The 20,242-nt window shown below is 36.0% G+C and carries 18 protein-coding genes; 17 read left to right on the forward strand and 1 reads right to left on the reverse strand.

Annotation, left to right across the window (positions count from 1 at the left end; all coding sequences use genetic code 11):
- Positions 1-82: 82 nt before the first annotated feature.
- Positions 83-1,297, reverse strand: a complete 1,215-nt coding sequence (locus tag NSQ89_RS06235; protein ID WP_047939894.1) for a nucleotidyltransferase — start codon at positions 1,295-1,297, stop codon at positions 83-85.
- Positions 1,298-1,767: 470 nt separating this feature from the next.
- Between NSQ89_RS06235 and NSQ89_RS06240 the strand changes: the two genes are divergently transcribed.
- The 17 genes from NSQ89_RS06240 (at position 1,768) to murD (ending at position 20,077) form a co-directional block, all read left to right on the forward strand.
- On the forward strand, positions 1,768-2,280 hold the full coding sequence (locus NSQ89_RS06240; RefSeq protein WP_061796783.1) for a YceD family protein: 513 nt from the start codon (positions 1,768-1,770) through the stop codon (positions 2,278-2,280).
- A 93-nt stretch (positions 2,281-2,373) separates the two neighbouring features.
- On the forward strand, positions 2,374-2,547 hold the full coding sequence (gene rpmF, locus NSQ89_RS06245) for a 50S ribosomal protein L32 (RefSeq protein ID WP_016200993.1): 174 nt from the start codon (positions 2,374-2,376) through the stop codon (positions 2,545-2,547).
- Between the two features lie 144 nt (positions 2,548-2,691).
- Positions 2,692-3,141 (forward strand): DUF523 domain-containing protein, encoded by a 450-nt coding sequence (locus tag NSQ89_RS06250; RefSeq protein ID WP_047939896.1) that lies wholly within the window; start codon positions 2,692-2,694, stop codon positions 3,139-3,141.
- 128 nt (positions 3,142-3,269) lie between these two features.
- Positions 3,270-3,839, forward strand: a complete 570-nt coding sequence (locus NSQ89_RS06255; protein ID WP_047939897.1) for an RsfA family transcriptional regulator — start codon at positions 3,270-3,272, stop codon at positions 3,837-3,839.
- Positions 3,840-4,375: 536 nt separating this feature from the next.
- Complete coding sequence (locus NSQ89_RS06260; protein ID WP_047939898.1) at positions 4,376-5,293, forward strand: 2-dehydropantoate 2-reductase; 918 nt, start codon at positions 4,376-4,378, stop codon at positions 5,291-5,293.
- Positions 5,286-5,681, forward strand: coding sequence for a DUF3397 domain-containing protein (locus tag NSQ89_RS06265; protein ID WP_047939899.1), 396 nt, complete (start codon positions 5,286-5,288; stop codon positions 5,679-5,681). Before NSQ89_RS06260 ends, NSQ89_RS06265 begins: the two co-directional genes overlap by 8 nt.
- A gap of 302 nt (positions 5,682-5,983) precedes the next feature.
- Complete coding sequence (bshC, locus tag NSQ89_RS06270; protein ID WP_095319922.1) at positions 5,984-7,618, forward strand: bacillithiol biosynthesis cysteine-adding enzyme BshC; 1,635 nt, start codon at positions 5,984-5,986, stop codon at positions 7,616-7,618.
- 534 nt (positions 7,619-8,152) lie between these two features.
- Positions 8,153-8,584 carry a division/cell wall cluster transcriptional repressor MraZ gene (mraZ, locus tag NSQ89_RS06275; RefSeq protein ID WP_047939902.1) on the forward strand — a complete coding sequence of 144 codons (432 nt, stop codon included), beginning with the start codon at positions 8,153-8,155 and terminating at the stop codon, positions 8,582-8,584.
- A gap of 63 nt (positions 8,585-8,647) precedes the next feature.
- On the forward strand, positions 8,648-9,580 hold the full coding sequence (rsmH, locus tag NSQ89_RS06280) for a 16S rRNA (cytosine(1402)-N(4))-methyltransferase RsmH (RefSeq protein ID WP_047939903.1): 933 nt from the start codon (positions 8,648-8,650) through the stop codon (positions 9,578-9,580).
- A gap of 24 nt (positions 9,581-9,604) precedes the next feature.
- Positions 9,605-9,964, forward strand: coding sequence for a cell division protein FtsL (gene ftsL / locus NSQ89_RS06285; RefSeq protein ID WP_047939904.1), 360 nt, complete (start codon positions 9,605-9,607; stop codon positions 9,962-9,964).
- Between the two features lie 3 nt (positions 9,965-9,967).
- The gene (locus NSQ89_RS06290) at positions 9,968-12,091 is read left to right on the forward strand and encodes a penicillin-binding transpeptidase domain-containing protein (RefSeq protein ID WP_172865409.1); all 2,124 of its coding nucleotides are present in this window, start codon (positions 9,968-9,970) and stop codon (positions 12,089-12,091) included.
- Positions 12,092-12,212: 121 nt separating this feature from the next.
- Positions 12,213-13,118: a nuclease-related domain-containing protein gene (locus NSQ89_RS06295; RefSeq protein WP_341132378.1), complete on the forward strand. Its 906-nt coding sequence runs from the start codon at positions 12,213-12,215 to the stop codon at positions 13,116-13,118.
- A gap of 501 nt (positions 13,119-13,619) precedes the next feature.
- A complete protein-coding gene (locus tag NSQ89_RS06300; protein WP_061796777.1) occupies positions 13,620-15,530 on the forward strand; it encodes a stage V sporulation protein D in 1,911 nt (636 codons plus the stop codon).
- Between the two features lie 313 nt (positions 15,531-15,843).
- Positions 15,844-17,325 carry a UDP-N-acetylmuramoyl-L-alanyl-D-glutamate--2,6-diaminopimelate ligase gene (locus tag NSQ89_RS06305; protein ID WP_341132379.1) on the forward strand — a complete coding sequence of 494 codons (1,482 nt, stop codon included), beginning with the start codon at positions 15,844-15,846 and terminating at the stop codon, positions 17,323-17,325.
- The gene (locus tag NSQ89_RS06310) at positions 17,309-17,749 is read left to right on the forward strand and encodes a hypothetical protein (RefSeq protein ID WP_047939909.1); all 441 of its coding nucleotides are present in this window, start codon (positions 17,309-17,311) and stop codon (positions 17,747-17,749) included. The genes NSQ89_RS06305 and NSQ89_RS06310 overlap by 17 nt, the downstream gene beginning before the upstream one ends.
- A 1-nt stretch (position 17,750) precedes the next feature.
- Complete coding sequence (mraY, locus tag NSQ89_RS06315) at positions 17,751-18,725, forward strand: phospho-N-acetylmuramoyl-pentapeptide-transferase (RefSeq protein ID WP_047939910.1); 975 nt, start codon at positions 17,751-17,753, stop codon at positions 18,723-18,725.
- Complete coding sequence (gene murD / locus NSQ89_RS06320) at positions 18,725-20,077, forward strand: UDP-N-acetylmuramoyl-L-alanine--D-glutamate ligase (protein WP_341132380.1); 1,353 nt, start codon at positions 18,725-18,727, stop codon at positions 20,075-20,077. Before mraY ends, murD begins: the two co-directional genes overlap by 1 nt.
- Positions 20,078-20,242: the final 165 nt, after the last annotated feature.

Raw genomic sequence — 20,242 nt, forward strand, 5'->3', positions numbered from 1 at the left:
CGCTTAATACAGTGGAGTGCCTTTAATCTTTAAGCTGTTTATTAAGAACTTCAACTAATAAAAACTAGTCCTAACAAAGGAATTATTTCATGATAGGAGGTTTGGTGTAATCCATCTCTAATAGTTGATGCTGAACAAGATTAGGAACACCTAAAGCATAAATCTGCGAAGCGCGAATATCCAATGCGATTTTTTCTTTATCAAAAGCAGAAAGCTTGCTGATAATTGGCAGCTGAAACTGCTTCTTTTTTTCTTTTAAATAGAGACGGCCATTTACAGTTGTTCCAAGTAAACGAATATAATTTGGCTTCAATGAAGAACTCATTTCTGCCTTTTTGGTATTTGTTAAAATATGTACGCAAATTCTTTGCAGCCTTGTCCATGTATATCTTTTCGTCTTTACTAAACGAATAAAATCGTGAAAAGAGGATGCTGTTTTTACATATTTAAGGAAGCGATACTCTAAACCTTCCTCCATCTCATATATGGCAGCTAACTCTTCTGCTGTTGACTGAAGGAGACGGAATTTTAAATAGTGCCAGTAATTCTCCCAAGTATGGTAAGTGAGGTATGTTTCCTTATACTGCTGTAGTAATTGATAACTACTTGCGGGGAGGAAGGGTTTTATTTTTCTTATGTCTCCTTTATCATGCAATAGTTCTTCGCGAATGCTTGTTGCGCTAGCTATTGTATCCGAAGTAAATGTTTTGTCATGATAGTCTGCTTTCATGCGGGCAACTGTGCAAATCTCCATGGGATACTTATTGGTATGCACTGCCTTATAGTATTCATATCCCAAGATGTTATTTGGCATACTAAGATTTAGCGCGGTGTGATCATCACTAGTTGTTAATTCTTTTATCGCCAATGATTTAGCTTTCGGATAGCTCATTCCTTGTTTCATAAACCCCTTAACAAGTAAATCCTCTTCCATTCCTTTTCCTTGCAGCAGGGTAAAAGTCTGCTGAAAAGCATCGATGCTGCCTGATTCACTGCCAAAACATAAGAAATCACAACTTAAGCTTTGCAAAATATCAACAGCGCCAGATGCAAATACGGCAGCATGCTGTGTGGCAAAAGCATAGGGAAGCTCCACAATAAGATCTACTCCACTTTCCAAAGCCATTTCTGCTCGAGCCCACTTAGAAACAAGGGCAGGTTCTCCTCTTTGCAGAAAAGGACCGCTCATAACAGCAGCCACAATATCCGCCTGTGTTAGTTCTTTCGCTTTTTGGATATGATACAAATGACCATTATGAAATGGATTATATTCTACTACTACTCCAACTGCTTTCATCACATTCTCCCTAACTATATTCTTTATGGTTGTATTAATAAAAGTTTATCCTAAAAATAGTGGTTATAAAAGAGAAACCTATATGGATCTGCCTGTTTTAAAAAAGATTCCTTGTAAATTTATATGTGAGAAACAGTAAAAGAATAGGACTAAATGATGGTTTCAAAGAGGCTATATAATATAACCGAGGTTTTAATAGTGCTGTCTACTTTCTAATATAGTTTCTATTCTACGAATTTTTGAAGTAAAGCTTTGCTAAAATAGCTTAAATGGAAGCAAGGGGGAGAGAAATCAAGATCATTTTAGGAAGTTTTGGTTGCAATTCTGATGAATATGGGTAGAATAGAAAAGAAATCACGAAATATGATCGTGATTCAGGACATATCTCTTATTATTTACTGTAAAGAAAAAATATTGACAAATAATTATATGAAAGCTATAATTACCTTTGTTGCCTTGGGGTGATATATATGAAATGGACGTTAAGCCAGTTACAAAAATTTCGAAGTAAGGGATTGCCAATTGATGAAACAATAAATATGGATGAGATCAAAGAAACAGATCCGACCATAAGAAAAGTATCTCCTATTCATATAACAGGACGTACGGATATTGATTCAACGAAAGTGACTTTTCATTTAAATATAAAAGGATCGCTCGTGCTACCTTGCTCTCGTACTTTAGTAGACGTGGATTATCCAATTAATGTTGAAACAACAGAAACCTTCCTATTAAAAGTTTCGGAATATGAAACAGACGAAGAGGAAGTTCATCAGGTAAAAGGGGATGTAATTGACTTAAAGCCAATTATAGCAGAAATACTTTTACTTGAGGTACCGATGCAAGTCTTCTGTGAAGATGTAACAGAAGAGGGAGCTCCGCAATCAGGAAATGATTGGGAAGTAATCCAAGAGCAAGATTTACAGGAGAAGAAAGTTGATCCTCGTCTTGCAGGACTTGCTAAGTTTTTTGAAAATGAGTAAATTAACTCATATTTAATTATGCAAAAGAAAAATGTGAGATTGGAAATATCTTTTCTCATTACTTTCTTAATACTCTTTAAGGAGGTGGGACGAATGGCTGTACCTTTTAGAAGAACATCTAAAACTGCAAAGAGAAAACGTCGTACACATTTTAAATTACAAGTGCCTGGTATGGTAGAATGCCCTAACTGTGGTGAAATGAAACTTGCTCACCGTGTATGCAGCGCTTGCGGAACATACAAAGGGAAAGAAGTTGTAAGCAACTAATTATCTTTTTTGTTGATTAAAAGCACAAGAACTTAAGTTCTTGTGCTTTTTTTCATATTATAGCTATTATTACAAAAATAGCTGAAGTAAAATAAAAGGAAGTTTTGAAAGTTAGAAGAAATACATAATATGAGGTGATAAGCAATGATTGTCATAAGTTCTTGTTTAGCAGGTCTGAAAGTTCGGTATAATGGGACGGATTGTTTAGATACCAACATAGAAGAGTTTATAAAAAAAGAAAACATAAGAACGGTTTGTCCGGAATTATTGGGAGGCTTCTCTACTCCGAGGGAACCAGCTGAGATAGTCGGAGGGGATGGTTATGATGTTCTTGATGGAAAAGCATTTGTTAAAGATGCTAAAGGGAATGATGTGACGCAAATGTATATCGAAGGGGCTAATAAAACCTTAGTTTTTATTAAAGACTTGGAGGCGGAAATGGTAGTCTTAAAAGAAAATAGTCCTTCTTGTGGTAGTGGTAGTATATATACAGGGAACTTTGATGGCACAAAAATGGGCGGTGTGGGTGTAACCACTGCGCTTTTAAGAAGAAACGGTATCAAAGTGGTGTCAGAAGACGAATTATTTTCTTAACTAGGTCTATAAGTAGCAAATTTTTTTTTTGCATGCTGCTAATTTTTCTTTTTGTAATATGAATAAATCAGTCTATCTTTTCTAGTAGATGCATATGTATGAATAAAAAACACTAGGAGGGTATACTGATGACAACAACGAGACAAGATGCTTGGTCAAAAGATGAAGATATTTTACTTGCTGAAATTGTTCTTCGTCATATTAGAGAAGGCGGTACACAGCTTCAAGCATTTGAAGAAGTGGGGAAATTATTATCAAGAACAAGTGCAGCATGTGGATTTCGCTGGAATTCATATGTACGCAAACAATATAAATCTGGTATCGAACTTGCCAAAAAACAAAGAAAGCAATTGAAAAAGACAAATGTAGCAGAAGAGTTTTCTCAAGAAGAAGTAACTGCTGTTCAGCCTGCTATATCTCCAGCTCCTATACAGAATCAATTTGATGAAATGATGTTATATTTAAAAGATTTATATGATAAAGCAACTAAGTGGGAGCAAGAAAATATTGACTCTTCCACCGTTAAAGAGAAAACGAAGGTATTAGAGGAAAAGCTAGCTATATTAAAGAAGGAAAATGAAGCGTTGCAAAGTGAATTAGACTCCATGGAAGGCGCTTATAAAGCATTAGTGGAGCTGATGGAAAAAGCAAGGCAAATGGTGGTTTTTAAAGATGAGGATAAACTTCCCAAGGTGTAAGTAAAGTTTTTCTTTAGCTAAAATGCTAATGGGATCTATATCTATAATAACATGGTCAAATAAATATGCTATATTGCAGGAGGAATCCTGTCAGTTAGGAAGCATCCGCTCGACTCCTGTATATAAAAAGGTGAGGCAGAGGAGAATCATTGGATTCACTTGACTCACAAGGAGAATCTGGGCGGCTGCTTTATATAAGTCAATTAAAATCTCTAATCTTCCAGATGCAAAAGAAAACAAAATCAATTTGTTGGTGTTTTAATCTATCCAATGAGTATAATACCGCATCCTCCCCATTAAAGTTGTAACATTCTTCTCTAATTTTATTCCTTTCTATATTATTAAACCTTAAAAAACTCTTTTATAGATTATCTTTCAAAACTATGTGATTGCACTCGTCTTTTAGCTTTTCTTTCGTTTTTGAGGCAAGCATCATATTTTATTTTTTTTCTATTCCTGTGATTTTCGTACTACAAACATTTCAGAAAATGTTAATATATAACTAACGATAACTTGAAACGATAAAGGAGCTTCTAATGGAAATTGCAATTATTGGAGCTGGGGCAATTGGCTTATTATGTGCATACCAGTTAAAGGAAAAGCATGATGTCACCTTATATGTTCGGTCAAAGCAGCAATACGAGCGAATCCTAGAGAAAGGAATATATTATAAAGCAAATGACGAAAAGAAAAATCGAACAGTACGCGTACGGTTTTTTAAAGAGTGGAATGGACAAGAAGAGTTGACGATCGTCGCAGTAAAGCAATATCAACTAGCGTCCATTTACGAGAAGATGGAAAAAATGGGCGATAAAATAAAAGCAATGTGCTTTTTGCAAAATGGAATGGGACACATAGAGACAATTAGGAATTCGCGAGTTGCTAATATATTGATAGGTATTGTCGAACATGGAGCGATGAAAGAAGATGAGCAAACAGTAATTCATACTGGTGTAGGAGCAATAAAAATAGCTTGTATAAAAGGAAAAATGGACGATATAGTTACCACGCTCACAACAGCTACTAATAAAGACTTTTTATTTATAATGGAACATAAATATGAAATAATGCTGCAAAAAAAATTAGTCGTAAATTGTATTGTAAATAGTTTAACTAGTATTTTGCTGGTGCCAAATGGTCTTTTGCTGGAAAACGCTTATTATTCTCAATTGATGACTATGTTGATGAATGAGGTATTAGAGGTTTTAACGATAACCGAATCTGAAAAAAAAATCTATCGAGAGTATTGTATGGAAGTCATAGGAAAAACAACTTTAAATAAATCTTCGATGCTAAAGGATATGGAGGCGGGAAGACCTACGGAAATAGATGCAATCTTAGGATACATAATAGAAGAAGCAAAAAAGAAAAAACAGAGTGTGCCTATTGCAAATGCGGTTTATCTGATGATTAAGGGAAAAGAACGAGAAAGAGAGGTGTTTATCCATGATTAATCTAACTTCACATCTCATTAGTTTTCTCGTGGTTTTTCCAATCTTTACATTGTTTATTGTTTTTGTTATTAGTAAGTTGATTACAAAAAAGCATCGTCTATCTATACATCTAGCCCTAGATATTAGTACCATCTTTTTTATTGTTTCCGTCCATTTTCTTATACAATCTATCTGGCATACTTCGGTCTTATTGTATATTGTGATATTTATCTTGTTGATTGGCATGTTATTTGTTATTGTTCATTGGAAGTTTAAAGAGGAAATACAATACAAAAAAGTATTTAAAGGAATTTGGCGTGTAAGCTTTCTTCTTTTTTTCCTTTTATATATTGTATTGCTCGTTTATGGTCTTTTCCTATCTATATGGAGAACACTTGGAATGGTATAATAGTTGATTACAATAAAATAACTTAAATGTTTAGCAAGTCAGTGCTACTTAGAATGAATAGGTGGACTCAATCTGGAAGATGCTAATAAGAAGATAAATCGAAAAGATAAAGGCTTATAAGCAACTTTTTTTCTTTTATAGTAAAGGGATGCTATACTTTTCTATGTAGCGAAATAAAATGAATGCTTTTTATAAGCAGCTGGATGATAAGCTCGTGGTTGGACTCCCACTATAGAAAGAGTCTTTAATAAGGAGAAAATACATATATAGGAAAACTCGAATTGGAGAAAGGAAGTACATAGATGGAGATGATGAATCTCTCTTTGCCTGTGGCAAATAAATTCGTAACAGATTATTTAGAACAAAAGAATAGTGCGGAAGACTTTTTTCATTATTCTTATCTTGATAATGGTAGCTATGAGAAGAGAGTTAAAGAATTAGAAACGAGAACTTTTATGAGGAATGATCTTGCAGATTATATCGAAGATTACATGAAAAAGTTCCCTCAAGGGGAAAAGGTGAGGCAATCCCTTTCTAAATTAAGAAAGGAAAACAGTGTAGTTGTTATAGGTGGACAACAAGCGGGTGTTTTAACAGGTCCATTATACTCTATTCATAAAGTAATTAGTATTATCCTGTTAGCTGAACAAAAAGAAGAAGAATTAGGTATTCCGGTTGTACCAGTGTTCTGGGTAGCGGGAGAAGACCATGATTATTTAGAAATTAATCATATTTATATACCAGGTAAGGAAAAAATGAAGAAGGCAGTTTATCCACAAAGAGTGTTGGATAAAAGAATGGCTTCCGATATATTGCTGGAAAAAGAGGTCTGTATAGAATGGCTGGAAAAAATCGTCGAATCCTATGGTGAAACAGATCATTCTAAGCCTTTATTGCAACTTTTGCACAATGCTGTCCATGAATCCACTACGATTGTTGACTTCTTTAGCTATATTACAATGAGTTTATTCCAAGATTATGGATTACTATTGGTTGATTCTGGTGATAAAGAGATTCGCAAGTTGGAGAAAGAAATTTTCCTTAAACAAATTAATGAATTTCAAAAATTAGCAGATTCCGTTTCAGAACAACAAAAGTTAGTACAGGAGAAGGGATATTCGCTTGTGATTGAAATGGCAGAAAATCCTGTTAACTTGTTTTATTATGATGAAGTAGAGCAAGAAAGAGTATTGCTGCAATACGATGAAATAGAAAATTGTTTTATCGGGAAAGATAGAACAGTATCCTTTACTATGGAACAGTTAATAGAGATTGCGAGTGAATTCCCTCAAAAGCTAAGCAATAATGTCGTAACGAGACCAATAACGCAAGACTTATTATTTCCTACGTTAGCATTTATTGGCGGACCTGGAGAGATTGCGTACTGGGCGGAACTTAAAAAGGCTTTTGAACACTTAGGAATTAAAATGCCGCCAGTTATTCCTCGCTTAAATATTACGCTCTTAGAGAGAAGCGTGGAAGCAGACATAGAGGAACTAAAATTATCAATAAAGGATGTTCTTGTTAATGGAACTTCTGAAAGATGTGCGGAATTTTTAAAGTCTGTCTCAAATGAACGGATTGAACAGATACTTAATGAAATAAAAGAGGTAATTAAAACGAAATATGATCAAGTGGAAGAGGAAATGAAGGCAGAGTATAAAGGTTTGCTGCCGTTATTAGAAAAAAATGAGGATTTTTTAGTAAGCCAGCTTGAATTTTTGCAGAACAAAGTTGATGCTTCCGTAAAATTAAAGCATGAAGTACTGGTAAATAAATTTAACCGTATTGAACAAAATTTAAAGCCAGAAGGGTCTCCCCAAGAAAGAGTCTGGAATATCACCTATTTCTTAAATAAATATGGAATGGATTTTATTCAAGATGTAATGGAATTGCCGATGGCCTTTGATGGAACACATAAGGTTATTAAATTATAAGGAAGAAAAGAATGATTACCCCCTAATTATAGGACGGTTCAGACTGTCGACAAATTCCTAATTCAGTAATTAGGAGTTTGTTTTAGTTTATACATATACATTTTTTTAAATAAGAATTGATTTCCGTTGCAGGGGTACGCTTTCCGTGGGGCTCGCGCTGAGCCGCTTCGGCCTAAAGGCCTGCAGAATCTCAGACTGTCTCGCAGATCCCACAGAGTCTCACCCCTTCCATTCCAATCAATGCATAATAATTCCATTTGCATTTCCTAAATTCCTTTTGTCAACAAGCTGTACCGTCCTAATTATAGGACGGTTTTTTTATTGTTATAACGCATTTTCATTCCCTCCTTTAGTTTTGTCTTTTAGAAAATAAACAGACAATTCTCAAAAAGTAGTGATAAAGAACCCCGTTTATTCTTTTCAAAATTATTATTTTTGTTGCAGGAAATATACAAAATAGATAGAATTAAAATTAATAGTGGAGGAAAGTGGGGGAATGTGGTACATTGAGGTTAGAAAGTGGGGGACAAGGGTATGTTTATGGGTGAATATCATCATAATGTTGATGCAAAAGGACGTATCATTGTTCCTGCGAAGTTTAGAGAGAACTTAGGTGAAACCTTTATTCTAACCCGTGGCCTCGATCGATGTCTTTTCGGTTACCCACTTAATGAATGGGAGATAATTGAAGACAAGCTCAAGCAATTACCTTTAACCAAAAAAGATGCTAGAGCATTTACCCGATTTTTCTTCTCCGGAGCAACAGAATGTGAAATTGATAAACAAGGTCGCATTAATATTGCCTCCCCCTTATTCCAATATGCACAGTTAGAGAAGGAATGTGTTATTCTCGGTGTTTCTAATCGTATTGAAATATGGGATAAACAAGAGTGGGAAAATTATTTTTCCGAATCAGAGGATTCTTTTGCAGAAATTGCAGAAAATATGATTGGGTTTGATATTTAATTTTTTCACTATGTACATAATAAATACTACCTACAAGAAAAATTTATAGACAGGTGTGGATTCATGTTTAATCATACAACAGTATTACTGAATGAAGCTGTCGATGCTCTCGATATTAAGCCAGATGGAATTTATGTGGATTGTACTTTAGGTGGAGCAGGGCACAGCGAATTAATTCTTTCCAAATTATCAGGCAGTGGAAGGTTAATTGCATTTGATCAAGATGAAGTAGCAATAAAAAATGCACAAGTAAAATTAGCCCCATATAAGGACAGATTGACGATTGTCAAAAGTAACTTCCGCTATTTAAAAGAAGAAATTCACAACTTAGGGATTACACATGTAGATGGAATTCTTTATGACTTGGGTGTATCTTCCCCGCAATTGGATACTCCTGAGCGTGGATTTAGTTATCACCATGATGCACCACTTGATATGCGTATGGATAATGAAGCGGATGTTACTGCATATGATGTTGTTAATTCTTGGTCTTATGAATCACTAGTTAAAATTTTCTTTCGTTATGGAGAGGAGAAATTCTCTAAACAAATAGCAAGGAAAATTGAGGCAGCAAGAGAAAATCGCCCAATAGAAACGACTGGAGAGTTGGTTGAATTAATTAAGGAAGCTATTCCAGCGCCAGCTAGACGAAAAGGCGGTCATCCTGCAAAAAGAGTTTTTCAAGCAATACGAATTGCAGTTAATGATGAACTTGGCGTATTTGAAGCTTCGTTAGAGCAAGCCATTACGTTACTAAATCCAGGCGGAAGAATCAGCGTTATCACCTTCCATTCCCTTGAAGACAGAATTTGTAAGTCGACATTTAAAAAGATGAGTGATCTGCCGCCATTGCCGCCAGGACTACCGGTTATTCCAGATGAGTTTAAACCAGAATTGAAATTAATTACTAGAAAGCCGATTATCCCATCTGAAGAAGAATTAGAATTTAATAACAGAGCAAGATCAGCGAAACTACGTGTTGCAGAAAAACAATAACCAAAGGGTGCAGGAGGTAATTAAATGAGCAACTTAGCAAGAAAAATGCAGCAGGATCAATATCAACAACAAGAAGAAAAGCAGTCGGTTAAAAAGGTTATTAAACAGACTAAATCATTATTATCTCCTGGAGAGAAGATTTTAGGAATTGCCTTTGTAGTCATTATTTGTATTGGCGGCGTAAAAATTGTAAGCAATCAATCGGAGATTTATCAAGTAAATAAAGATATTCAAGTAGCGGAAAGCTCCATTAATTCGCTTGAAAAGTCAAACAAAGAATTAGATACACAAGTAAAGGATTTAAGCAGCTTTGAACGCTTACGCAAAGTAGCAGGGAAATTAGGTTTAGATTTTAGTAAAGACAATGTAAAGGTTGTGCATTAAGCAATGATCCGAAAACAACCTAATATTAATTTTGGAGCAGCCATCCTTTTTGTTTTCTTTTGTCTGCTCTTTTTTGTTTTAGTTATTCGGTTTGTCTATATTCAGGCGACAGGAGAAGTGTCAGGAGTAGAGATAGCTGCGCAAGCAGAAAAAAAACATAACACTTCCCGTGTGCTAGAGGCTTCAAGAGGAAGTATATTAGATCGCAATGGGGACGTAATTGCAGAGGATGCAGTTTCCTATAAGCTAGTTGCTGTAACAGATGAATCATTGAGTAAGAATCTAGATAAAAACGTTCATGTTGCGGATCCCGAATTGACAGCTAGAGAATTAGCAAAATATATCGATTTAAAAGAATCGGAGATTTATAGAATTTTAACCAAAAAGGGCGCAAAACAAGTGGAATTTGGGGAGGCCGGAAAAGATCTTTCCTATGAGACGAAAAAGAAAATTGAAGATTTAAAGCTTCCTGGTATTCAAATTGTCGAAGGGAAAAAGCGTTTTTATCCGAATGGAATCTTTGCTTCCCATGTTATCGGCTATTTAGAAGAGGATGAAGGTAAAGAAACGGGCAGATTAGGTATTGAAGAAAGTTTAAATAAAATGCTGACAGGTACAAATGGCAGTATGCAGTATAGTAAAGATTTTTGGGGTTATATTTTGCCAAACAGTAAGGATAAAATCGTGCCTGCTCAAAATGGCAAGAATGTTTATTTGACACTCGATAAGAAAATCCAATCCTTTTTAGAAGATACGCTGAATAAGGTAAATGCAGAATATAATCCTGTAAAAATGATTGCGATTGTAGCTAATCCGAAAACAGGAGAAATATTAGCGATGAGTCAAAGACCATCCTTTGATCCCGAAACAAGAGAAGGTATTACAGCTTCCTGGCATAATGAAGCAATTGAAACCAATTATGAACCAGGATCCACTATGAAAATATTTACCTTAGCTGCAGCGGTGGAAGAAGGAGTATTCAATCCAAATGAGGAGTATCCGTCAGGCAGATATGAAGGAATAGGAGATCATAATAATGGAGCTGGTTGGGGAAAGATTTCTTATTTAGAAGGAGTTCAGCGATCTTCCAATGTAGCGTTCGCGAAACTTGCCAAGGAAAAAATCGGCTTTGAGACATTCAGAGAGTATTTAACAAAATTCGGCCTTGATCAGCCAACTGGAATCGACCTGCCAAGAGAAGCAAATAGCTCGATTGTATTTAATTGGCCAATAGAAAAAATTACAACTGCTTTTGGTCAAGGTACAGCTTTAACACCAATTCAGCAAATTCAAGCGGCAACAGCTATTGCCAATGATGGAAAAATGGTGAAGCCGTACGTTATTGAACAGATTAAAGATCCAAATACAGGGAAAATCATCAAAAAAGGCGAGACGCAAGTGGCAGGAACACCAATCTCTGCAAAAACAGCCAAAGAAGTCCGCGATATTCTTGAAACAGTTATTACGAGTAAAAAAGGGACGGGTTACAAAAAATTCAATATTGATGGATATGATGTTGCCGGTAAAACAGGAACCGCACAAATTCCTAAAAGCGGCGGCGGTTATTTAGAAGGTAAAAATGATTACATTTTTTCTTTTTTAGGTATGGCTCCGAAGGATGATCCTGAATTAATAATGTATGTTGCTGTTCAGCAGCCAGAGCTAAAGGAAACGGAAACTGGGTCTGAACCAGTCGCTGAAATTTTCACTTCAGTCATGAAGAGCAGTCTGCAGTATATGGATATAGTACCAACAAAAGAAGTAATTTCGAAGCCGATTGAAATCCCCAATTTAAGTGGAATGACTGCAGAAGAGGCGAAGAAAATTCTAGAGGATAAAGGGCTGAATGCTGTTATTATCGGAGACGGTAAGACAGTGGAAGAACAGCTTCCAGTCAAAGGAGATACTTATCTAAAAGGCGAGAAAGTAATCTTAAAGACGGATGGTAAAGAAACAGTTCCTAATATGAAGGGCTGGTCATTACGCGATGTTTTAAAAGTAGCGGACCTCAATAAGCTGAAACTTGAAAGTTCCGGCAGTGGATATGTGTCCTCTCAAAGTATAAAAGCAGGGTCTAAGGTTAAAGAAAACGATAAGGTATCGGTTAAGTTAAAAGAACCAGAGTAAGAGAGAGCTTCACTACATTTTTGAGATGTAGTGAAGCTTTTTTGTTGGAGATGGACGCGGTATTGTATACTAGAAATAAGCGTTCGTTTGTAATGCTTCAGTAAAATAGGAGGGTGAAAAATTGTATAAGAAAAGAAGGGAACCACTGGAATTAGCTTTATTAAAATCATTAAATAGCCGAATGGAATTATCTGATGAATTGAAGACAAAGTACTTAAATCAAGGGAAAGGCTGGGAAGGAGAGAGGAAGTTTGATAAGTATTTAAAGGATTTAGCCCCAAATAGTATTATATTAAATGATTTATTATTACAATCACACCAGACGACATTTCAAATCGACTCCTTATTGATAGAAGGAGATGCACTTCATCTCTATGAAATTAAGAACTATGAAGGTGACTTTTATTATGAAAATGATCGATTCTATAAGAAAAAAAATAAAGTAGAAATCAGTAATCCTATTACTCAATTAAAACGAACCGATTCATTATTAAGACAATTAGTTCACCAGCTTGGTTACTCCATTACAATTATTCCACACGTTGTTTTTATAAACCCCGAATTTATCTTATATCAAGCTCCACTTCATTTGCCTTGCATTTATCCTAACCAATTAAATCGTTATGTTAAATTATTAGAAAAAAATAAATCACAAGTAAAAAAACAGCATGCGGTCTTTGCTGAAAAGTTGATCGCTCTTCATATGGATGAATCACCTTATCGAAGAATACCAAGTTATACCTATGAAGAACTTAAGAAAGGAATCCTTTGCGATAAATGTAACTCACTGTTCATTTCAACAGAAAGTGCAATGATCAAATGTGATGTATGTGGATATACAGAAAGCTTGGAGTTAGCTGTTTTACGAAGTGTTAAAGAATTTAAGCTGCTTTTTCCAGAAAGAAAGATAACGACAAAAGAAATACATGACTGGTGTCTGATATCGGGAGGAATGCGAAGGATTAAGAGAATATTAGATAAGCATTATAGGCTTATTGGTGTACATCAGTGGGCGTATTATGAGTGACAGACAGTATTCAACAAGGGGATGAACGCCGAAGTAACCAGAAGAAGCAGGAAAAGTGGTTTTCATCAAAGGAATGAACACCAAAATAACCAGAAGAAGCAGGAAAAGTGGTTTTCATCAAAGGGATGAACACCAAAATAACCAGAAGAAGCAGGAAAAGTGGTTTTCATCAAAGGAATGAACACCAAAATAACTAGAAGAAGCAGGAAAAGTGGTTTTCATCAAAGGAATGAACACCAAAATAACCAGAAGAAGCAGGAAAAGTTGTTTTCATCAAAGGGATGAACACCAAAATAACTAGAAGAAGCAGGAAAAGTGGTTTTCATCAAAGGGATGAACACCAAAATAACCAGAAGAAGCAGGAAAAGTGGTTTTCAGCAAAAAAATTCCTCACAAAATCCCCTCCCTCCTTACAAACCAACTAACCAATACTCCCCGTTCTATTCCGATTCGTACAAGCATATATTTCAATTGAGTTAGTATAAAGGAGGTTCCATCTGTATGCGGGTTTCAAACGTAACCGTTCGGAAGCGATTGTTGATAGCGCTTGTTGCTGGGATAGTTATTTTTCTAATAATTGATACAAGATTAGCGTATGTTCAATTTTTTCTAGGGGACGAGCTTACAACGAAAGCGAAAAATTTATGGAGTAGACAAATTGCTTTTGAGCCACAACGAGGAGAGATCTTGGATCGCAATGGAATAGCGCTTGCCACTAATGTCAGTGCGCCAACGGTTTATATAGTACCACGCCAAATTAAAGATCCAGCCGACACCGCTGAAAAGCTTGCAGAAGTATTAGAAGCAGATAAGGAATCTGTTTATAAGCAGATTATTCAAAGGGAGATGAGTGTTCGCTTAAAAGAAGGCAGGAAAATCACGCATGAAAAAGCCAAAAAAGTTCGTGCACTTGATATAGACGGTGTATATATTGGTGAAGATTCAAAGCGATCTTATCCTTTTGGAAATTATTTATCCCATGTATTAGGGTTTGCTGGTATTGATAATCAAGGGCTAATAGGTTTAGAGCTGGAATATGATGATGAGTTGAAGGGAAAGAAGGGATCTGTTCAATATTATTCGGATGCGAAAGGGCAGAGAATGAATGATATGGCTGATGCCTATGAAGCTCCGGTAAATGGGAATGATTTAGTCCTTACTATTGATACAAAAATTCAAACGATTGTAGAAAGAGAATTGGATATAGCTCAACAAACCTATGATCCTGAATCGATTATCGCACTTGCGATGAACCCAAAAACTGGCGAGGTTTTGGCAATGTCAAGTCGACCAGGCTTTAATCCATCTGATTTTCAAAATGTGGATTCCACTGTTTATAATCGTAATTTACCGATCTGGAGTTCGTATGAACCAGGATCTACCTTTAAAATTATTACATTGGCAGCAGCTTTAGAAGAAGGAAAAGTGGACTTAGATAAGGACACTTTTTATGATAAAGGGTATGCAGAAGTGGGTGGAGCAAAACTTAAATGCTGGAAGCGAGGAGGACATGGCTCGCAAACGTTTTTAGAGGTCGTTCAAAATTCTTGTAACCCTGGTTTTGTAGAATTAGGGGAACGTCTTGGCAAAGATAAGCTGTTTCAATATATTCGTGATTTTGGATTTGGGCAAAAAACAGGAATTGATTTACAAGGGGAATCAAAAGGGATTTTGTTTAACATGGACAGAGTAGGCCCGGTGGAGCAAGCGACTACAGCATTTGGTCAAGGTGTCGCCGTAACACCAATTCAGCAAGTTACGGCACTATCTGCCGCAATTAATGGAGGTACTTTATATACTCCTTATGTAGCAAAAGAATTGATTGATCCATCTACAGGTGAAGTAGTTATGGAGAAAAAACCTGTTGCAAAGAGAAAGGTAGTTTCTGAAGAAACATCTAAAGAAGTGAGACGGGCATTAGAAAATGTTGTGGCAAAGGGATCTGGAGGAAAGGCCTTTGTGGAAGGCTATCGAGTTGGTGGAAAAACTGGGACGGCTCAAAAAGCTTCTGGTGGAAGATATTTAGAAAATAACTATATTCTTTCCTTTATCGGCTTTGCACCTGCTGATGATCCTGAATTAGTTGTGTACGTGGCAGTAGATAACCCAAAAGGAACGGTGCAATTCGGTAGTGCGGTTGCTGCTCCAATTGTTGGTGCGATTATGGGAGATAGTTTGAGAGCCCTTGGTGTGGAACCGCGTAAAGATCAAATTGACAAAGTATATAAATATCCGGAAAATCCATTAATAGAAGTGCCAGACCTTGTTGGGCATACGAAAAAAGATATTAGTGAAATGTTTATTAATCTTAAAATTGATTCAAGTGGAAGCGGGGATACGGTGATTAAGCAGTCTCCAGAACCTGGAACAAAAGTGAAGGAAGGATCAACCATTTTGATTCAGTTTAATTAATTGGATAAGATGCGGCCGAATAATACGTGCCGCTTCTCTTTCCCCTATAAAAAAAGCCTCTAGAGCCTGTTAATACTGGAATCGAGCTCGTATGTACGTAATTAAAATTTTCCTCTATCTTAAATTATTCTTCTAATATAAATTCTCCAACAATAAGGTACAACATAGATAAATTTTTTTTAATCATGTAAAATAATATACGCTAAGAAAATTGTATAATCTATATGGCTGGTTCATTATTTAGTATATAATTAATATTTATGAGCAATCAAAGATTACATATAGAGCTAGAGAAAAGAGGAATCAAAAAGCGATGCAATTAAAAAAACTTATTGAGAGTTTACAGCCATACACTTCTTATACCGGAGAAGATGTGGAAATAAAATCAATAGAGAATGATAATCGCAAAGTATCAGATGGCAGTCTTTTTATTTGTATAAAAGGATATACAGTGGATGGTCATGATTTTGCCCAAAAAGCATACGAATCTGGGGCAGTCGCTGTCATAGCGGAAAGAAGTTTATCCTTGCCTATTCCAGTTATCGTTGTAAAAGATACAAAAAGAGCTAGTAGTGTGCTTGCAGATGTATTTTATCAAAAGCCGACCCAAAAGCTTCAGCTTATTGGGATAACAGGTACAAATGGAAAGACAACAACTAGCCATTTAATAGATGCTATATTAAAAGAGGCGCATAAAAAAACAGGAATCATCGGTACGATGTATACCAAAATCGGTGAGGAAATACAAGAAACAAAAAATACAACTCCAGAAGCTGTGACCCTGCAGAAGGTGTTTCATCAAATGGTGGAACAAAAAGTTGATACAGCTGTTATGGAAGTATCTTCCCATGCCCTTGTAGAAGGCAGAGTATTTGGCTGTGATTATGATATTGCTGTTTTTACCAATCTTAGTCAAGATCATTTAGATTATCATGGTACGATGGAAGAATATAAAAAAGCGAAAGGTTTGCTTTTTACAAGACTAGGAAATGCCTTTTCGTCTGAAAAGCCGAAATTTGCTATTCTAAATAAAGATGATGCAGCAGCAAATGAGTATGAAACCATTACAGCGGCTCATATTCTAACATATGGAATTGATACAGAAGCTGATATAATGGCAAAAAATATAAAAATCACGGCAGCAGGTACATCATTCGATTTACATTCTCCGCTTGGCATACATTCTGTCCAGTTGAAAATGGTTGGAAAATTTAACGTGTATAATACACTAGCAAGCATTGGTGCTGCAATTGCAAGTAATATTCCAATGGAAGTGACCATCAATGCACTTGAAAAGGTAGCAGGAGTCGCAGGGAGATTTGAAACGGTTAATGCCGGCCAAGATTTTTCAGTGATCGTTGATTATTCACATACACCTGATAGTTTGCAAAACGCTTTGCAAACGGTAAAAGAATTTGCTAAGAATAACATATATGTAATCGTTGGCTGTGGGGGAGATAGAGACAAGACGAAGCGTCCTTTAATGGCGAAAATTGCTTGCGAGGAAGCGAGCTATGCTATCCTAACCTCCGATAATCCTAGAAGTGAAGATCCGCTTGCCATATTAAAAGATATGGAGCAAGGAGTTAAGGGAGAACAGAATTATACAATAATCTCTGATCGCAAAGAGGCTATTGCCTTTGCTGTTGATCAAGCCCAGCCTGATGATGTTATTCTAATTGCAGGGAAAGGCCATGAAACGTATCAAATTATTGGTTCTAAAGTGTTAGATTTTGACGACCGTTTAGTTGCAAAAGAAGCGATAGAGGAGAGAAAAAATGACACTGTCCTATAAATTAATCCTCCAGGCTATACCTGAAGCAAAAGGGTTTGTGAAAGAAGATTTGCGTTTTCAAACCGTGTCATTCTTAGCAGAGTGCGAACAGCCAAAAGGACTGTTTATTCCATTATATAAAGATAACTCTGGTGATTTGAGTGCTGCTATAACAAATGGAGCAATTGGAGCGATTTGGGAAGAGGGGATGGAACTCCCAACCTATACACCTAATCATTTTCCAATTTTTTATACAAAAGATTTAAAGGAAGGCATATTAAAAATGAGCAAAATTTACGAGCAACAATTACAAGCACAAGAAAAAACAACTAAATTTATTTTTTTGCAAGAAAACAGTCTGAATTCCCATATAGAAACATATGATATAGCGGTAATTAGAGAGCATGTATTAAATACAAACAATCAAGTGAAAGGAGGGAATTAAAATGCAGGAGAAAGTTATCTTTTTTACGATTCTATTAGGCTTTTTAATAACGGTATTAATTTCTCCCTTTTTTATTCCCTTCTTGCGAAGATTAAAATTCGGACAAAGCATTAGAGAAGAAGGACCGAAATCTCATCAGAAAAAAACGGGAACGCCAACTATGGGGGGCTTAATGATTATTTTCTCCATTGTGGTAACGACTTTGGTAATGATTAATAAATTTTCAGAGCCGACGATTAAGACGTATTTATTACTTTTAGTATTAGTCGGGTTTGGATTGTTAGGCTTTTTAGATGACTTTATAAAAGTAGTGATGAAGCGTAATTTAGGATTAACTTCTAGACAAAAGCTATTAGGGCAGATTGTTATTTCGCTTATTTTTTACTTTGTTTTACGCGAAAACGAATTTTCTACTGCTATTTCGATTCCTTTTGTAGATAAACCACTAGAATTAGGTTGGTTCTATGCACTATTTATTATTTTTTGGTTAGTTGGATTTTCTAATGCGGTGAATTTAACAGATGGCTTGGACGGATTAGTTTCTGGGACTTCTGCTGTGGCGTTTGGAGCGTTTGCTGTCCTTGCATGGAGTCAATCACAGTTTGAAATTAGTATTTTCTCGGTAGCCATTGTGGGCGCAGTTTTAGGATTCTTAGTATTCAATGCCCATCCAGCAAAAGTATTTATGGGAGATACTGGGTCACTTGCACTTGGAGGTGCTATTGCAGCGATTGCTATCTTAACAAAGACAGAAATCTTGTTAATATTAATAGGTGGAGTATTTGTTATTGAGACACTTTCTGTCATTCTTCAAGTAATATCTTTTAAATCAACAGGAAGAAGAATTTTCCGTATGAGTCCATTACATCACCATTATGAACTAGTTGGCTGGTCTGAATGGCGAGTAGTTGTGACATTTTGGACGGTAGGATTATTATTCGCCGCTCTAGGAATTTATATTGAGGTGTGGTTATAATGAAGCAGATTAACGATTTTCATCATAAAAAAATACTAGTATTAGGCCTTGCTAAAAGTGGAGTAAGCGCAGCTCAATTACTACATAATTTAGGGGCCTTTGTAACAGTAAATGATAGTAAGCCATTGGATGAAAATCCGGAAGCGCAAGGTTTATTAGAACAAGGAATAACGGTTATCTGCGGAAGCCATCCTATTGAGTTACTGGAGGAAGGTTTCCAGCTGATCGTAAAAAACCCTGGCATTCCTTACTTTAATCCAATGATTAAAAGGGCGGTGGAGCGCGGCATTCCTGTCATCACAGAGGTAGAACTAGCATATAGAGTTTCCGAAGCCCCATTCCTTGCGATCACTGGGTCAAATGGGAAAACAACGACCACAACCTTATTGTTTGATATGTTAGAAGTTGATAAGAAAAAGCCACTGATAGCTGGGAATATTGGAACAGTTGCTTCTAATGTAGCCCAAGTTGCAGAGGAAGATAATAAAATAGTGATTGAATTATCCTCCTTTCAATTAATGGGAATTGAAAAATTCAAGCCGAAAATTGCGATCATTACAAATATTTATGAGGCACATTTAGATTATCATGGGACACGGGAAGAATATGCGAAGGCAAAAGGAAACATTACGAGAAACCAAGATGAAAGTGACTATTTAATTGTGAACGTCGAACAAGAGATTGTCATGGATATCGCGAACAGCAGCAATGCAACGATTATTCCTTTTTCTGCAAAACGTGAGCTTGAGTATGGGGCCTATGTAAAAGATAATATTATTTATTTTAATGATCAAAAAATTATGGCATTGTCAGATATAACGTATTTAAGTGCATTAAATTTAGAAAACATCCTTTCATCTGTTGCAGCAGCAAAATTATCAGGTGTAACAAATGAAAGTATTTTTGCAGTATTAAGTACCTTTAAAGGGGTTAAGCATCGTCTGCAATTTATTAAAGAAGTTAACGGACGGAAATTCTATAATGACTCGAAAGCAACGAATATCCTGGCAACACAAAATGCCCTTGCAGCCTTTAATGAACCGGTTATTCTGCTAGCTGGTGGATTGGACCGTGGAAATGAATTTGATGAACTCATTCCATCTCTTAAAAATGTAAAAGCTATGATTACTTTTGGACAAACTGCTGGAAAAGTGGAGAAGGCAGGCAAGCTTGCAGGAATAAAAACCATTAAACGCGTCGATAATGTGGACAAAGCAGTACCTGCTGCCTATGACTTATCAGAAAGCGGAGATGTTATTCTTCTTTCCCCAGCATGTGCAAGCTGGGATCAATATAAAACTTTTGAAGTCAGAGGAGACATTTTTATCAATGCGGTGCATATGCTTAAATAAGGGCTTGTCTGTAAGTAGGCGTTGAAAGAAAACTTGAGATCTATATGGATAGAAATAAAAAAGTATCCATATAAAATACTTACTTTAAAGTAAGCTCTGTAAATGATAACAAGGTTAGTAGAAAAAGGATGCAGGTTCCATTTCATCTAAATTGGGGTGGAAGGA

This window comes from Niallia sp. FSL R7-0648, from assembly GCF_038007005.1.
Classification (GTDB): domain Bacteria; phylum Bacillota; class Bacilli; order Bacillales; family Cytobacillaceae; genus Niallia; species Niallia circulans.

Coding starts and splice junctions, on each gene's coding strand:
- NSQ89_RS06260 (WP_047939898.1), top strand. CDS start 4,376: ATGGAAATTGCAATTATTGGAGCTGGGGCAATTGGCTTATTATGTGCA.
- NSQ89_RS06265 (WP_047939899.1), top strand. CDS start 5,286: ATGATTAATCTAACTTCACATCTCATTAGTTTTCTCGTGGTTTTTCCA.
- NSQ89_RS06300 (WP_061796777.1), top strand. CDS start 13,620: ATGCGGGTTTCAAACGTAACCGTTCGGAAGCGATTGTTGATAGCGCTT.
- NSQ89_RS06310 (WP_047939909.1), top strand. CDS start 17,309: ATGACACTGTCCTATAAATTAATCCTCCAGGCTATACCTGAAGCAAAA.
- murD (WP_341132380.1), top strand. CDS start 18,725: ATGAAGCAGATTAACGATTTTCATCATAAAAAAATACTAGTATTAGGC.
- rpmF (WP_016200993.1), top strand. CDS start 2,374: ATGGCTGTACCTTTTAGAAGAACATCTAAAACTGCAAAGAGAAAACGT.
- bshC (WP_095319922.1), top strand. CDS start 5,984: ATGGAGATGATGAATCTCTCTTTGCCTGTGGCAAATAAATTCGTAACA.
- NSQ89_RS06235 (WP_047939894.1), bottom strand. CDS start 1,297: ATGAAAGCAGTTGGAGTAGTAGTAGAATATAATCCATTTCATAATGGT.
- ftsL (WP_047939904.1), top strand. CDS start 9,605: ATGAGCAACTTAGCAAGAAAAATGCAGCAGGATCAATATCAACAACAA.
- NSQ89_RS06250 (WP_047939896.1), top strand. CDS start 2,692: ATGATTGTCATAAGTTCTTGTTTAGCAGGTCTGAAAGTTCGGTATAAT.
- NSQ89_RS06305 (WP_341132379.1), top strand. CDS start 15,844: ATGCAATTAAAAAAACTTATTGAGAGTTTACAGCCATACACTTCTTAT.
- NSQ89_RS06240 (WP_061796783.1), top strand. CDS start 1,768: ATGAAATGGACGTTAAGCCAGTTACAAAAATTTCGAAGTAAGGGATTG.
- mraY (WP_047939910.1), top strand. CDS start 17,751: ATGCAGGAGAAAGTTATCTTTTTTACGATTCTATTAGGCTTTTTAATA.
- NSQ89_RS06290 (WP_172865409.1), top strand. CDS start 9,968: ATGATCCGAAAACAACCTAATATTAATTTTGGAGCAGCCATCCTTTTT.
- NSQ89_RS06255 (WP_047939897.1), top strand. CDS start 3,270: ATGACAACAACGAGACAAGATGCTTGGTCAAAAGATGAAGATATTTTA.
- rsmH (WP_047939903.1), top strand. CDS start 8,648: ATGTTTAATCATACAACAGTATTACTGAATGAAGCTGTCGATGCTCTC.
- mraZ (WP_047939902.1), top strand. CDS start 8,153: ATGTTTATGGGTGAATATCATCATAATGTTGATGCAAAAGGACGTATC.